Below are 13950 nucleotides of genomic sequence, written 5' to 3' on the forward strand. Positions count from 1 at the left end.
CCCCAGGCGCCCTGCCGTCACTCCCTGTCCAGCCCCATCCACCGGGATGGTGCGCTACCGATCCGGCCAACCGGTGCGATGAACAAGACCCTCGTTCCCCAGATTGATTCCCTCGAGCGCCAGTGGTTTCTGGTGGACGCAGCGGATCAGACCCTCGGCCGCCTGGCCAGTGAAGTGGCCCAGGTGCTGCGGGGTAAGAACAACCCCAACTTCACCCCCCACCTCGATACCGGTGACTTCGTCGTCATCATCAACGCCGACAAGATCCGGGTCAGTGGCAACAAGGCCAACCAGAAGATCTACCGCCGCCATTCCGGCCGTCCGGGCGGCATGAAGACCGAGAGCTTCGAAGCCCTCCATGCCCGGCTGCCCGAGCGGGTGGTCGAAAAGGCGATCAAGGGCATGCTTCCCCACAACGCCCTCGGTCGTCAGCTGTTCCGCAAGCTAAAGGTCTACAAGGGCACTGATCATCCCCACGCTGCCCAGCAACCCAAGCTGCTCGCGCTCGATCCCGCCACCTCCGCCTCATGAGCACTCCCTCCAACCGCGTTGTCTACTGGGGCACCGGCCGTCGCAAGACCGCCGTCGCCCGTGTTCGGGTGGTGCCCGGCACCGGAGCGATCACCATCAACGGACGCCCCGGCGACAACTATCTCAACTACAACCCCAGCTACCTGACGGCCGTCAAGGCACCCCTCCAGACCCTGGGGCTCTCCAACGACTACGACCTGCTGGTGAACGTGCGCGGCGGCGGCCTCACCGGCCAGGCCGATGCCATCAAGCAGGGCGCCGCACGTGCCCTCTGCGATCTGTCCCCCGACAACCGCAAACCCCTCAAGACCGAAGGACACCTCAGCCGTGATCCCCGCGCCAAGGAACGGCGCAAGTACGGCCTCAAGAAAGCCCGCAAGGCTCCTCAGTTCTCCAAGCGCTGATCCGCACCATGGCCAAGCCCGACATCCATCCCACCTGGTATCCCGATGCCAAGGTGATCTGCAATGGAGAGGTGATCATGACCACCGGCTCCACCTCCCCCGAACTGCACGTCGACGTGTGGAGCGGCAATCACCCCTTCTACACCGGCACCCAGAAAATCCTCGACACCGAGGGGCGCGTCGATCGCTTCATGCGCAAATACGGCATGGGCGGCGTTGCTACCGCCGAAGTGACTGATGCCGGTGAGCAAGTCAGCGCAGCAGCCAGCGAAGACGTTTCCGTGGCCTCCTGAGCCAGCGGTTCCCTCGATGGCCTGAGCCGGGTGCTGAAAGGCGTCCGGCTTTTTGCCGTTCGCAGCGGCTGCACTGATCGCCATGGATGCCACCTTTCTCAGCGAGCGCCTGGAGACGGCCTGCCGCACCTTCGCCAGCCTGGAGCGGCAACTGGCGGATCCCGATGTGGCCGCCAACCCAGGGCAGCTCGAGCGCATCGCCCGGGAACGGGCACGGCTTGAGCCACTGGTCACCGACTACGAGCGGCTCAACGGGCTGCTGGGCGAACAGGGCGAAGCGCGCCAGCTGCTCCGCAACCACCGCGGTGACCCCGAGATGGAGCAACTCGCCCAGGAAGAGTTGACCGTCCTGGCAACCACCATCGCCGATCTGGAACAGCGGCTCACCCTGGCGCTGCTGCCCAGGGACCCCCGCGATGAGCGCAGCGTGATGCTGGAGATCCGGGCCGGGGCCGGCGGAGACGAGGCCGGGATCTGGGCCGGCGATCTGGCCCGCATGTACGAGCGCTACGCCCAGTCACTGGGCTGGCAGGTGGAACCGCTCAGCGCCTCGGAAGCTGACATGGGCGGCTTCAAGGAACTGATCCTCTCGATCCGTGGCGAGGGGGTGTTCAGCCAATTGAAGTTCGAGGCCGGCGTGCACCGGGTGCAGCGGGTGCCGGCCACCGAATCCCAGGGACGGGTGCACACCTCGACGGCCACGGTGGCGGTGATGCCTGAGGCCGATCCCGTGGAGGTGCAGATCGACCCCACCGAGATCCAGATCAGCACGGCCCGTTCGGGCGGGGCCGGTGGTCAGAACGTGAACAAGGTGGAAACAGCCGTGGACCTGCTGCACAAGCCCACCGGCATCCGGGTGTTCTGCACCCAGGAGCGCTCCCAACTGCAGAACCGCGAGCGCGCGATGGCGATCCTGCGGGCCAAGCTGCTGGAGCGCCAGCTGGCGGCGGCGGCGGAGAAGGAAAGTTCCGCCCGCCGGGCCCAGGTGGGCAGTGGCGATCGCAGCGAGAAAATCCGCACCTACAACTACAAGGACAACCGCACCACCGACCACCGCCTGGGGCGCAACTTCGCGCTCGAACCTGTGCTCCAGGGGCAACTGGGGGAGCTGATCGGCAGCTGCATCGCCGCGGACCAGCGCCGGCAACTGGAGGAGCTGGCCCAGAACGCCGCGGGATGAGGCGAATGGCCCTGGTTCGATCAGGCCCCGATCACGTACTTGGCCCACTCCTGGTGGGCGCCGGCGCGAATCTGGCGGGTGGCTTCGAAGTAAAGGCTGCTGATCGGGCGCCTGGGTTCCCTCGCCAAGGGCATGCCCGCTTCCCTGGGGGTGCGGTTGCCCTTGTGGACATTGCAGCGCAGACAGGCGGTGGTGACGTTCTCCCAGGTGTCGCCGCCGCCGCGGCTGCGGGGGAACACATGGTCGATGGAAAGCTGCTCCCCCTGATAGCCGCAGTACTGGCAGGAGTGGCCGTCCCGATGGAAGACGTTGCGCCGGGTGAGCGGCAATTGCTTGAAGGGCACGCGAACGAACTGCCGCAGCCGGATCACGGTGGGGAGGTGATGGTCGGCGCGAATCAGCCGCCCGGGATCGTGCTCCAGACCCTCAGCCTTGCCCTTGAGCAGCATCACCATGGCGCGACGCCAGGTGGTGATGTTTAGGGGCTCGTAGGAGGCGTTCAGAACGAGAACGTGGCGCATGCCAGTTCCACTGTTAGGCGGCATGCTAATGGGACATCGCTCAGGATCTGGTGTCGAGCGACGCCATCGGCGCCGTCGCCTTCCATCGACCCCTGAACGGCCCTGTCCCCATGGCGTTGCCTGACCCCCCCGCGCTGGCGACCCTGCTGGAGGGTGACCTGCGCGGCGCCTGGGACACCGATCAGGCCAGGGGACGCCTGCGGGCGGCTGCGATTGATTCGAGGCGGGTGCGACCGGGGGATGTGTTCTTCGCCCTGACGGGCCTCCAGAACGATGGCCATGCCTTCGTGGAGGCTGCCCTGGCGGCGGGTGCCGGCCTGGCGGTGGTCCGGCGCGGCTGGCGGCCCGCGTCCTGTCCGCTGCCACGCCTGGAGGTGGACTCACCCCTGGCGGCCCTGCAGGCGCTGGCGGCCTGGCACAGGCGCCGGGCCCTGGGGCGGGTGGTGGCGATCACAGGCAGCAATGGCAAGACCGTGGTCAAGGAGGCGCTCACCGCCCTGCTGGCGACGCGCTACTCCGTGGCCGCCAGTCCGGGCAGCTGGAACAGTCAGGTGGGGGTGCCCCTGGCGGTGCTGAACGCACCCATGGGCACGGAGATCGGCGTGTTCGAGGCGGGGGTCTCCGCCCCCGGTGAGATGGCGGCCCTGGCGACGATCCTGCAACCCGATCTGGGCGTGCTCGTGAACGTGGGCCTCGCCCACATCGCCGCCTTCGGCACGCGGGCGACCACGGCCCGTGAAAAACTGCGGCTGTTCGCCTCGGTGCCGGCCCAAGGTTGGGTGATCACCCCGGACGACCCGCTGGTGGAGGCCCAACCGTTGCCCTGCGAGCGGCTGAGGGTGGGGGATCAGGCACCCCGGCTGGTGGAGCAGCGCCCCATCCCCAACGGCACCCTGCTGACGGTGGCCTTCGAAGCAAGCTCCGTGAGCTTCCCCGTGCTCACCCGCTCCGCCCCCCTGATCGCCGACCTGATGATCGCGATCACCGCCGCCGTCCGCCTGGGGGTCACCCCCGAAGCGGTGGCGGCCACCCTCCACGACTACTCCTTCGGTCCCACGCGCATGGAGACCTGGCGCACGCCCGATGGGGTCACGATCATCAACGATGCCGCCAGCTCTGATCCGCTCTCGGTCCAGGCGGCGCTCGACACGGTGGGCTCCTCCCCCGGTGGCCCGGGCAAGCGCATCTTCGTGTTCGGCGGCATGGGCGAACTGGGGGAACTCGATCTACGGGAGCACCGGATCATCGGGCGGGTGGCGGCGGAACGCGGTTTCACCCATCTGGTGCTGCTGCCCCACCCCTCCCAGGCGCACACGGCGGCGGCCTGGCGCGAGGTCAAACCCGAGGCCCCTGTGCTGGAGGTGAACCTCAGCGACTTGCGCGACACCGTGCGCCAGCTGGCGGAACCCGGCGACACCCTCTTGGTCAAAGGCCCCCGCAATGAAGGGTTGGCGGCGGCGGCGCGCGCGCTCTGGGAGTCGATGGCGCCCAGGCGTTTCCTGGTGGACCTGGGGGCGATCGCCGAAAACATCGCCCGCTTCCGTTCCCTCTGCGGGCCCAGGGTCGCGATCCTGGCGGTGCTCAAGGCCTGGGCCTACGGCACCGAACTCGCGCGGGTGGCCGTAACCCTGCAGGAGAGCGGCGTCGATTGGATCGGCGTCTCGGCCGCCGATGAGGGGGCCGTAGTGCGACGCGCAGGGGTGCAGCTGCCGGTTCTGGTGATGTTGATGAACGGTGAGGAGGTGGACAAGGTGGTGCGTTACCGGCTCACACCGGTCGTCTATTCGCTTGCCTTTGCCCGCACCTTGATCGAGGGCCTGCGGGCTCTGGGGGCCAGCTGCGATGTGCATTTGGAGATCGACACCGGCATGGGCCGCCTGGGGGTGCCCCCCGCCGAGGCCCTGGCGGCCGCCCGCTTGCTGCGGGGCTCGGGGGTGACCCGCCTGGGCGGTCTGATGACCCATTTCTCCTGCGCCGATGACCCCGCCGAAGATGGCCACAGCCAAGCTCAGCTGGAACGATTCGAGCAGGCCGTGGCGGCGATCCGCTACGAGGGCGACCCAACCGAGCCACTGATCGTCCATGCGGCTGCCACGGCGGCGGCGGTGCGTTTCCCTGCGGCCCGCTTCGACATGGTGCGGCTGGGCCTGGGGCTCTTCGGCATCCACCCTTCGGCCGCCGTCGCCGCGGCGCTCGACCTGCAGCTCGCGGTGGCCTTCGTCAGCCGCCTGGCCCAGGTGTCGCTGTGGACGCGCGGGCAGCGGGTGGGGTACGGCGGCACCTACGTGGTGGAGGCTGAGGAGTTGCGGGTGGGCATTGTCGAGGCCGGCTACAACGACGGGGTGCCCTGGCGCCTGGCCGGGGCCGGCGTGGTGATGGTGCAAGGACACCGGGTGCGGATCATCGGGCGCATCTCGATGGATTCGATGGCCGTCGACCTCTCGGCTGTGCCCGAGGCGGCCGTGGGCGATGAGGTGCTGATCTTCGGTGCCAGCGAAGGGCAGGAACTGCGGCCCGAGGAGGTGGCCCAGAGTGCCGGCACAATCCCCTACGAGTTGCTGGTCAACGTCGACAGCCGCCGGGTGCAGCGGGTGTTCCGGGGCGACTAAGGGGCCTCGCAGCAGCACTGATAAGCTTTCTGGGCCCCCTGGAGAGGTGGCTGAGTGGTTGAAAGCGGCTCCCTGCTAAGGAGTTACAGGAGGCAACTTCTGTCGAGGGTTCGAATCCCTCCCTCTCCGTTTCCAAACCCGTTCAAGTGGCCGTGACCTGCCCCAGGGCACGGGCGATCGAGGGCAGCAGCGCCCCGTCGGCGGCTCGATCCGCCCCCTCACTGAACACCACCAGCAGAAAGGGCGCCTGGCCCTCGGCCTCCACGTAGGCGGCGTCATGGCGGGCCTGGCTCATCCAGCCGGCCTTGCTCCACAGCCGGGAGCCCTGCTCCAGGGCCTCCCCCAGGAAGCCATCCACCTGGTTCTCCGGATCGGCGCGCCGAGCAACGGGATCGAGCGAGCGGGACAGGAGCGCGCGCATGCGAACGCAGGCGGGCGGAGACACCAACGCACCGGCGATCACCCCATGCAGCAGGCGCGCCGTGGCGTCGGTGCTCAGGCGGTTGCGGTTCTCCAGGTCCTCCCCATAGAACTGGCGCTCGCGGCCGAAGGGCCCATCACCCCAGGTCTTCTGGCAGGCATTGCAAGCCTCGAACTCCGGCCAGCCCAGCTCCGCGAGCCAACCGTTCACCAGTTGGCGCTGGGCCGACCAGGCCGCCAACCGCGGGGCGAGCAGATCGGGGCCGCTGGTGGTGCCGCTGAGCAAATCCACCAACAAACCCGTGGCGTCGTTGCTGGAGTCACGGATCATGTCGGCCATGGCCCGGCGCAGCTCCGGCCCCTCCTCCAGCCATTGCTGCTGCAACCAGGCCTCCACCGCCACCATGTAGACCAGCTTCACCACGCTGGCGGGATAGCGCTGGCGCGATCCGCCCCAGCTGGCCCCCAGCACCGGCAGGCCCCAGAAGGCCGCCGGCTCCAGGGCCGCGCCTCGATCGATCAAGCTTCCCTCGTAGCGCAGCCAGGTGATCGACAGCTGATCTCCCAGCCCCGGACGGCCCTCCAGCTCGAGCCGTTCGATCAACGCCTCCAGGATCGAGACCATCCCCTCGTCGGGGCGGTAGAACGCCATCGAAGCGGCCAGAAGCAATGGTGAGATTAGGCACCTTGGACCGGGGGGATCTGCCTCCCGGCACCCCGGCCGCCCTTGAGCTGCTGATTCCTGGCAGCCACTGGCAGTTGCAGGGGGATCTGAACGGCTACAGCCGGCCCACGGGCCCTGGCCTGGCGACCCAGGCCGAAGCAGGGCGAGGCCTGCGGGTGCTCACCGGCCCCGAGCCCCACAGCGGTCGGCTGCGGGTGCGGCTGCTGGAGGACGGCTACCCCTGCTGGGTGGACCCCGCCGATCTGCTCGGCCGCGCCATGGCCCGGGGACCGTGGCAACCGCGGCTGCTGGAGTCAAGGGCGATCGAGGCTGCCATCGCAGCCGTGCTGCGCTGGGCAGATCAGGCCAGCAGGATCACGAACCAGTACCTCTGGGGAGGCAGCCTCGGTCCCGACTACGACTGCTCCGGTTTCATCCAATCGGCCTTCGCCCGAGCGGGGGTGTGGATTCCCCGCGATGCCTACCAGCAGGAGCGGTTCTGCCAGCCGGTGGCCGTGAGGATCAGCGAGTTCCGCCTGCTCAGAGCGGGGGATCTGATCTTCTTCGGCTCACCCAGGCGCTGCACCCACGTGGGTCTGCACCTGGGCGGTGGCCGCTATCTGCACAGTTCCGGCCGCGACCACGGGCGCGATGGGCTGGGCATCGACGGCCTCAGCCCCGCCGACACCCATCCAGTGGCGAGCCACTACCGCCCACAGCTGCGCGGTGCCGGCCGCGTGGTGCGTTGCCATGACGGAACAACGCTTGCCTAAGTTGCACACCTCCTCAGCCCTGAACCTCGACCCATGAGCGTGCCCCAGGGCCCTGAGGTCTCCATCGTGGTGCCCCTCTTCAATGAAGCGGAGAGTTTGCCGCTCCTGGTTGAGAAGTTGCTGGCCAGCCTGCGGCCCCAGGGCCGGTCTTTCGAGCTGGTGTTCGTCGACGATGGCTCAGTGGATGCCACCGCCAGCGTGCTCGCGCAGCTAGCGGAAGCGACGCCCGAACTGGTGGCCGTGCTGCTGCGGCGCAACTACGGGCAGACCGCCGCGATGGCCGCTGGCTTCGACGCCAGCAGCGGAGCGCTGATCGTCACCCTCGACGGGGACCTGCAGAACGATCCAGCCGACATCCCCCTGCTGCTGGAACGCCTGGGGGAGGGGTTCGATCTGGTCAGCGGCTGGCGCCACCAACGCCAGGACGGAGCCCTGAGCCGCCTGCTTCCCTCCAAGATCGCCAACCGGCTGATCGCCCGGGTCACCGGCGTGAAGCTCCATGATTACGGCTGCTCCCTCAAGGCCTACCGGCGCGAAGTGATCGCCGACATGAACCTCTACGGGGAACTGCACCGTTTTCTGCCGGCCCTGGCCTTCATCGAGGGGGCGCGCATCACCGAGGTCAAGGTGCAGCATCACGCCCGCCGCTTCGGGCAGAGCAAGTACGGGCTGGATCGCACCTTCCGGGTGCTGATGGATCTGCTCACGGTGACCTTCATGAAGCGCTTCCTGACCCGGCCGATGCATGTGTTCGGTCTGGGGGGACTGGTGGGAATCGGCGCCGGCCTGCTGATCGCCCTGCAGCTGAGCTACGCCAAGGTCGTGCTGAACCAGGACATCGGCAACCGGCCGCTGCTCATGGTCGCCGTGCTGGCGATCCTCGCGGGGGTGCAGCTGTTCTGCTTCGGACTGCTGGCCGAACTGCAGATGCGCACGTATCACGAGAGTCAGGGCCGGCCGATCTACCGGGTGCGGGCCACGTTGCGGGGAAGCCTGAGTAGCTGAGGGTCAGCCACGGCGAACTCCGCTCCCCCAGGCCCGCGCGACGTCAGGGCGGCAGGGAGCAGGCCCGCTCGGCAGGGTTGTCCGTGGTGGCCAGCAGAGGCGGACGAGCTCGAGTCAGGAGTCAAAGACCGATCAGAGCCGTCCCAGCGGCAAGACGGATTGAACTTTTATGTCGCGGCCCGATGCTGGCTGGAGTGGCTTGGGAAGCGCTCCGTACAGTACCGACGGTAGATGTGTTGGCCCACGCTGATGACTGGAGATTTCGTCGTTGCCTGGTTGCCGTCGGTGTTGGTTCCCTTTGTGGGGATTCTGGGCGCGGCGGTGGCGATGGCCCTGCTGTTCAACGTGATCGAAGCGAGCGACTGACGTTCCCGATCGCCCTTCCGTTCGCGCTCAACCCTTCCTCCTCCACCATGACCGTGACCCCCGTGGCCGACCCCTGCGTCGGCAATCTGGCCACCCCCGTCAACAGCAACTACTTCACCAAGGCCTTCCTCAACGCCTTGCCGGCCTACCGTCCGTCCCTTTCACCCAACCGACGGGGGCTTGAAGTGGGCATGGCCCACGGGTTCTTCCTCTACGGACCCTTCGCCCTGACCGGCCCCCTGCGCTCCACCGAATACGCCAGCACAGCCGGCCTTCTCGCCTCCATCGGCCTGGTGACCATCCTCACGGTCTGTCTTTCGATCTACGGGACCGCCGGCAACGGCCCCAACGTGCAACCTCCCGATGCCACGATCGACAATCCACCCGCCGACCTGTTCACCAAGGCCGGGTGGGCCGAGTTCGCCAGTGGCTTCTGGCTGGGTGGTTGCGGTGGAGCCGCCTTCGCCTGGTTGCTGGCCGGCACCTCCATCATCTCGCCACTGGTGAAGATCGCCAGTGGTGGCTGAAGCCCTGGGTTGATCGGCCCACGTCGCTCGAGAGAGGCTCACACCTTCCCATCAACAGGCCCCGGCGAAAGCTGGGGCTTTTTCATGGGCGCACGAAATCTGGCCTGGTCGCATGACTTCGGCAAGGCCAGTTGACCAGGAACATCCTCCTTTGTACGCATGGGGCACAGCGGTCAGCACAACGCGGAGGAGAGATCAGCGACAGCCTGGGTGAGATTTAAATATTGCGCTCAAAGAGAGCCCTGAAAATTGACTCCGTCTGAATCAAGCCCGAAGTAAATGGATTAGAGAATAAATCAAGGAAAAGAGCCGGCAAAGGCAAGGCGATCAACAGAGAGCCACCATTAAGCCTGTGGCGCCACCCGCCTCGGGCGGTCGCAAACAGGAGAACAGCAATCGCAAAGTAGAGCACAAGAACTGCAACCCAAAGAATCGACTGGAAGTTCGGCTTGGCCTGGGATAGGCGCTTTTCCCGGGCATCAATGATGTTGTAGAGAATCTCCGCAGACTTCTGCTGGTAGAGCGTCTCCGAGGGTGACTCATCAGCCATCTTGGGTAAATTGGCATCCTTGGAGGAGAAAAACAGCTGCAACTCATCAAGGGCCAAACTGGTCTGGGGGCTGCGCTGACCGGAGCGCATGGTCTTGGATTCACTTTCGGCAATCGAATCGGCGTAGTCGTAGACCAGTCGGCGCGCCTCCACCCGCTGCTCCTCAGGTAGCACCGAAACGAGGGCCCCGAGCCTGTTCAAGGTGACCGCTTCGGCAGTGGCGGTGGAATTCAACTCCAACACATGAATGAAGGCATTGGAGAGCAGAAACGCCGTCACCAATCCGTAGATGCTGGCCAGAGGTCCCAACATGATCGGATCGAACTGGTCACTCAGCAGCTTGCGGCGCCGCAAATAAGACACAAGCTTGAGCGCCAGGAACATCAGCAACAGGGCGACTCCGTAGATGCGGATCACTCCGATCAAGAAGGGGAGCAGTTGATTGATGAACGCAAACATGATTCAAATGGGCAAATGATTGCAATGGCTAGATTCAGGATCAGTGAATAAAATTAGCGCCACCTCCCATCATGAACGTGAGTTGAACAAAGTCGCTGCCGTTGTGATTGGCAGGTGAGAAGGACAGTTTAAAACCCCCAAAATCAACGTTGCTCATCGATTCCAGGCCCCGCCGCAAGGAGGCCCGAGTGGGATTAGGCCCTGCCCGACGTAGCGCTTCCACCGTGGTCTTAGCCGCAAGAAAGCCTTCAAGGCTGTAAAAGCTGAAGCGAAGGCGTGGATCCGAGCGGCGCAGAATGCTCTGATACTCGTGAACGATTGGCTTGGTGGCATCCCAGGGGAATGGCACAACCTGGGTGATGCCGATGTTGCGACCGAGGGGTCCCAAGGCCTTGGCCAGGGGAAGACTACCGACGAACGATACGCTCATCAGCTGGGCCTCAGACCCCAGTGACTTGATGTTGCGCACAAAACTGGCCACCGTTCCATAGGTGGAGATCATCACCACAGCATCGGGCTTGGCATCATGAATCTGCCGTGCCGCCACTGCGGTCTCCAAGCTGTTGCGTTGCACAGTCGCCGTCTTCACCAGCTTCATCCGGCGCCGAGCAAGGGCAAGCTCAACCCCACGCAGCCCATCGCGGCCATAACCATCGTTCTGATAGAACACCGCCACATCACGGAATCCATAACGGGCCAGGTAAGCAACAAGCCGCTCGGCCTCCTGGTAGTAACTGGCTCGTATGTTGAAGATCAACGGATCGGTGGGGTTCCGAATCAGCTGGGCGCCACTGACGGGCGCCACCAGGGGAACGCCCTGGCTCCGCATCTCTGGCAAAGCGGCTTGAATACCGGGAACACCGATCAAGCCAAACAGGGCGTAGACCTTTTGCGATCGAATCAGATCGCGCACATTGCGAGCGGTTTTGACCGGGTCGTATTGATCATCAAGCACTTGGACCGCAATCCTGCGACCGTAGACGCCGCCTTGGGAGTTGACCAGATCGAAGTAGGCCAAGGAGCCCGCCACGAAGGCTTGCCCCAGCTGTCCAGATGGACCCGTCAAGGGGACCGACTGTCCCAGCAGGATGGTTCGTTGGTTGATGCCGGCCTCGGAAGCACGAAGCCAGATGGCGGGAACGATCAACGTGAGCGCACCTCCCGCTGTCACCAGGAGAACCAGCAGTCTGCGGCGCACCAGCCCAAAGGAAGAGCAACGAATGGCCGCCAACCCTGCACGACTACGGAAGCCAGGCATTCACGCGATTTCGCCCCATGGGTGAATCCTAAAGGCAGGTTCCATCCACGATCAGCCGGCTGGAAGACTCACGTCCAACCTGCAACCTTGAGCCAAAAAAAAGCCCCAGCTTTCGCCGGGGCATGGGAGGTGAGGTGCGTCCCTCGAGGAAATGGGTCTAGCCGAACTTGCCTGATGTGGAGGCGATCAGGAAGGCCGCATAGGTGAGGACGTAACCCACCGAGAAGTGAGCCAGACCGACCACACGGGCTTGAACAATCGAGAGGGCCACAGGCTTGTCACGCCAGCCAACCAGGTTGGCCAACGGGGTGCGCTGATGAGCCCAGACGATGGTCTCGATCAGCTCTTGCCAGTAACCACGCCAGGAGATCAGGAACATGAAGCCCGTCGCCCAGACCAGGTGACCGAAGAGGAACATCCAGGCCCAGACGGCCAGGTTGTTCGAACCATACGGGTTGTACCCGTTGATCAGCTGGGAGCTGTTGAGCCACAGGTAGTCGCGGAACCAGCCCATCAGATAGGTGCTGGATTCGTTGAACTGAGCCACGTTGCCTTGCCAGATGGCGAGGTGCTTCCAGTGCCAGTAGAAGGTGACCCAACCCACGGTGTTCAGAGCCCAGAAAACCGACAGGTAGAAGGAATCCCAGGCCGAGATATCACAGGTACCGCCACGGCCAGGACCGTCGCAGGGGAAGGAGTAGCCGAAGTCCTTTTTATCGGGCATCAGCTTCGAACCCCGGGCATCCAGGGCACCCTTCACCAGGATCAAGGTGGTGGTGTGCAGTCCGAGCGCGATCGCGTGGTGGACCAGGAAGTCGCCAGGGCCGATGGGCAGGAACACGTCCGTGTTGCCGTTGATGGCATCCAACCAGAAGTGATCACCAGGAATGTTGGCCGAGGCCAGGCTGGCGGCACTGTTGGGGTTGGCGAGCAGCACATCAAAGCCGTAGAGCGCTTTACCGCTGGCGGCCTGGATGAACTGGGCAAACACGGGCTCCACCAGGATCTGCTTCTCGGGGGTACCAAAGGCAACGACCACATCGTTGTGGACGTAAAGACCGAGGGTGTGGAAACCGAGGAACAGCGAAACCCAGCTCAGGTGACTAATGATCGCTTCCTTGTGATCAAGCATCCGGGCCAGAACGTTGTTCTTGTTGGCTTCGGGGTCGTAATCACGGATGAAGAAGATCGCACCGTGGGCGAAGGCACCAACCATCAGGAAGATGGCGATGTACTGGTGGTGGGTGTAAAGCGCAGCCGATGTTGTGTAGTCCTTCGCGATGAAGGCGTAGGACGGCATCGCATACATGTGCTGGGCCACCAAGCTCGTCACCACACCCAGAGAGGCCAGGGCCAGTCCGAGTTGGAAGTGGAGCGAGTTGTTGATGGTGTCGTAGAGACCCTTGTGACCAGCACCGAGCGCACCACCAAAAGGAGTGCCCTTGGGCGGGTTGTGGGCTTCGAGGATCTCGCGGATCGAATGGCCAATACCGAAGTTGGTCCGGTACATGTGGCCAGCGATCACGAAGATGCAGCCGATCGCCAGGTGGTGATGGGCGATATCAGTGAGCCAGAGGGCTTCACTCTGGGGATGGAAACCACCGAGGAAGGTGAGAATCGCGGTTCCGGATCCAGTGGAGGAGCCGAAGACCTGATTGAGACCGTCGGGGTTCGCTGCATAAACCCCCCAGTTACCGGTGAAGAAAGGAGCCAGGCCGGCGGGATGGGGCAACACCGTGAGGAAGTTGTCCCAACCGACGTGCTGACCGCGCGCTTCAGGGATCGCCACGTGGACCAGGTGACCGGTCCAGGCGATGGAGCTGAAACCGAACAGAACAGCCAAATGGTGGTTGAGCCGTGATTCAGCGTTCTTGAACCAGGCCAGGGAAGGCCGGAACTTGGGCTGAAGGTGGAGCCAGCCGGCGAACAGGGCCCAAGCCGAGAGGATCATCATGAAGATGGATCCTTGGTACAACTCGGTGTTGGTGCGCATCCCGATCGTGTACCACCAGTGGTACAGACCAGAGAAGGCGATGTTCACCGGGGAGGAGGCACCGGCCTGGGTGAAGGCCGTGATGGCCCCCTGGCCGAAGTGAGGATCCCAGATCGCGTGAGCGATGGGACGCACGTGCAGCGGATCGGCGACCCACTGCTCGAAGTTGCCCTGCCAGGCGATGTGGAACAGGTTCCCAGAAACCCAGAGACCGATGATCGCGAGATGGCCGAAATGGGTGGAGAAAAGCTTTTGGTAAAGCTTTTCTTCCGTGATCCCGTCATGGCTCTCGAAATCGTGAGCCGTGGCAATCCCGTACCAAATACGGCGGGTTGTGGGGTCCTGTGCCAGACCCTGGCTGAACGAAGGAAATTTCGTTGCCATTGGGAAAAGTCAG

14 protein-coding genes and 1 tRNA gene are annotated in these 13950 nt (G+C 64.7%); 10 read left to right on the top strand and 5 right to left on the bottom strand.

Annotated features, from left to right (window positions below; all coding sequences use genetic code 11):
* The first annotated feature begins 78 nt into the window (after nucleotides 1-78).
* From rplM to prfA, 4 genes are all read left to right on the top strand, one after another.
* Nucleotides 79-531, top strand: coding sequence for a 50S ribosomal protein L13 (gene rplM, locus KBZ13_RS12555; RefSeq protein ID WP_255009611.1), 453 nt, complete (start codon nucleotides 79-81; stop codon nucleotides 529-531).
* Nucleotides 528-935 carry a 30S ribosomal protein S9 gene (gene rpsI / locus KBZ13_RS12560; protein ID WP_255009612.1) on the top strand — a complete coding sequence of 136 codons (408 nt, stop codon included), beginning with the start codon at nucleotides 528-530 and terminating at the stop codon, nucleotides 933-935. Before rplM ends, rpsI begins: the two co-directional genes overlap by 4 nt.
* A gap of 8 nt (nucleotides 936-943) precedes the next feature.
* Nucleotides 944-1228, top strand: a complete 285-nt coding sequence (gene rpmE / locus KBZ13_RS12565; protein WP_255009613.1) for a 50S ribosomal protein L31 — start codon at nucleotides 944-946, stop codon at nucleotides 1226-1228.
* 82 nt (nucleotides 1229-1310) lie between these two features.
* Nucleotides 1311-2408 (top strand): peptide chain release factor 1, encoded by a 1098-nt coding sequence (gene prfA / locus KBZ13_RS12570; RefSeq protein ID WP_255009614.1) that lies wholly within the window; start codon nucleotides 1311-1313, stop codon nucleotides 2406-2408.
* 20 nt (nucleotides 2409-2428) lie between these two features.
* Here prfA and KBZ13_RS12575 read toward each other — a convergent pair whose 3' ends face one another.
* Nucleotides 2429-2929, bottom strand: a complete 501-nt coding sequence (locus KBZ13_RS12575) for an HNH endonuclease (RefSeq protein WP_255009615.1) — start codon at nucleotides 2927-2929, stop codon at nucleotides 2429-2431.
* Between the two features lie 110 nt (nucleotides 2930-3039).
* Here KBZ13_RS12575 and alr point away from each other — a divergent pair, with 110 nt between their 5' ends.
* Entirely contained in the window at nucleotides 3040-5538 is a 2499-nt protein-coding gene (gene alr, locus KBZ13_RS12580) for an alanine racemase (protein ID WP_255009616.1), read from the top strand.
* A gap of 40 nt (nucleotides 5539-5578) precedes the next feature.
* Nucleotides 5579-5667, top strand: a tRNA-Ser gene (locus tag KBZ13_RS12585).
* Between the two features lie 13 nt (nucleotides 5668-5680).
* Here the strand turns inward: KBZ13_RS12585 and KBZ13_RS12590 are convergent.
* On the bottom strand, nucleotides 5681-6610 hold the full coding sequence (locus KBZ13_RS12590; RefSeq protein ID WP_255009617.1) for a serine hydrolase: 930 nt from the start codon (nucleotides 6608-6610) through the stop codon (nucleotides 5681-5683).
* Between the two features lie 17 nt (nucleotides 6611-6627).
* On the opposite strand from KBZ13_RS12590, the gene KBZ13_RS12595 reads away from it, so the two are divergent.
* From KBZ13_RS12595 to KBZ13_RS12610, 4 genes are all read left to right on the top strand, one after another.
* Complete coding sequence (locus KBZ13_RS12595; RefSeq protein WP_255009618.1) at nucleotides 6628-7395, top strand: C40 family peptidase; 768 nt, start codon at nucleotides 6628-6630, stop codon at nucleotides 7393-7395.
* Between the two features lie 33 nt (nucleotides 7396-7428).
* A complete protein-coding gene (locus KBZ13_RS12600) occupies nucleotides 7429-8400 on the top strand; it encodes a glycosyltransferase family 2 protein (protein ID WP_255009619.1) in 972 nt (323 codons plus the stop codon).
* A 249-nt stretch (nucleotides 8401-8649) separates the two neighbouring features.
* On the top strand, nucleotides 8650-8766 hold the full coding sequence (locus KBZ13_RS12605; protein ID WP_255009689.1) for a photosystem I reaction center subunit VIII: 117 nt from the start codon (nucleotides 8650-8652) through the stop codon (nucleotides 8764-8766).
* A 47-nt stretch (nucleotides 8767-8813) separates the two neighbouring features.
* Entirely contained in the window at nucleotides 8814-9293 is a 480-nt protein-coding gene (locus KBZ13_RS12610; protein ID WP_255009620.1) for a photosystem I reaction center subunit XI, read from the top strand.
* Between the two features lie 217 nt (nucleotides 9294-9510).
* On the opposite strand, the gene KBZ13_RS12615 is transcribed toward KBZ13_RS12610, so the two are convergent.
* The 3 genes from KBZ13_RS12615 to psaB form a co-directional block, all read right to left on the bottom strand.
* Entirely contained in the window at nucleotides 9511-10302 is a 792-nt protein-coding gene (locus KBZ13_RS12615) for a DUF4239 domain-containing protein (RefSeq protein WP_255009621.1), read from the bottom strand.
* Between the two features lie 40 nt (nucleotides 10303-10342).
* Nucleotides 10343-11560, bottom strand: coding sequence for an ABC transporter substrate-binding protein (locus tag KBZ13_RS12620; protein ID WP_255009623.1), 1218 nt, complete (start codon nucleotides 11558-11560; stop codon nucleotides 10343-10345).
* A gap of 157 nt (nucleotides 11561-11717) precedes the next feature.
* Nucleotides 11718-13937: a photosystem I core protein PsaB gene (gene psaB, locus KBZ13_RS12625; protein WP_255009625.1), complete on the bottom strand. Its 2220-nt coding sequence runs from the start codon at nucleotides 13935-13937 to the stop codon at nucleotides 11718-11720.
* Nucleotides 13938-13950: the final 13 nt, after the last annotated feature.

It is taken from the genome of Cyanobium sp. ATX 6F1, assembly GCF_024346315.1.
Lineage (GTDB): Bacteria > Cyanobacteriota > Cyanobacteriia > PCC-6307 > Cyanobiaceae > ATX-6F1.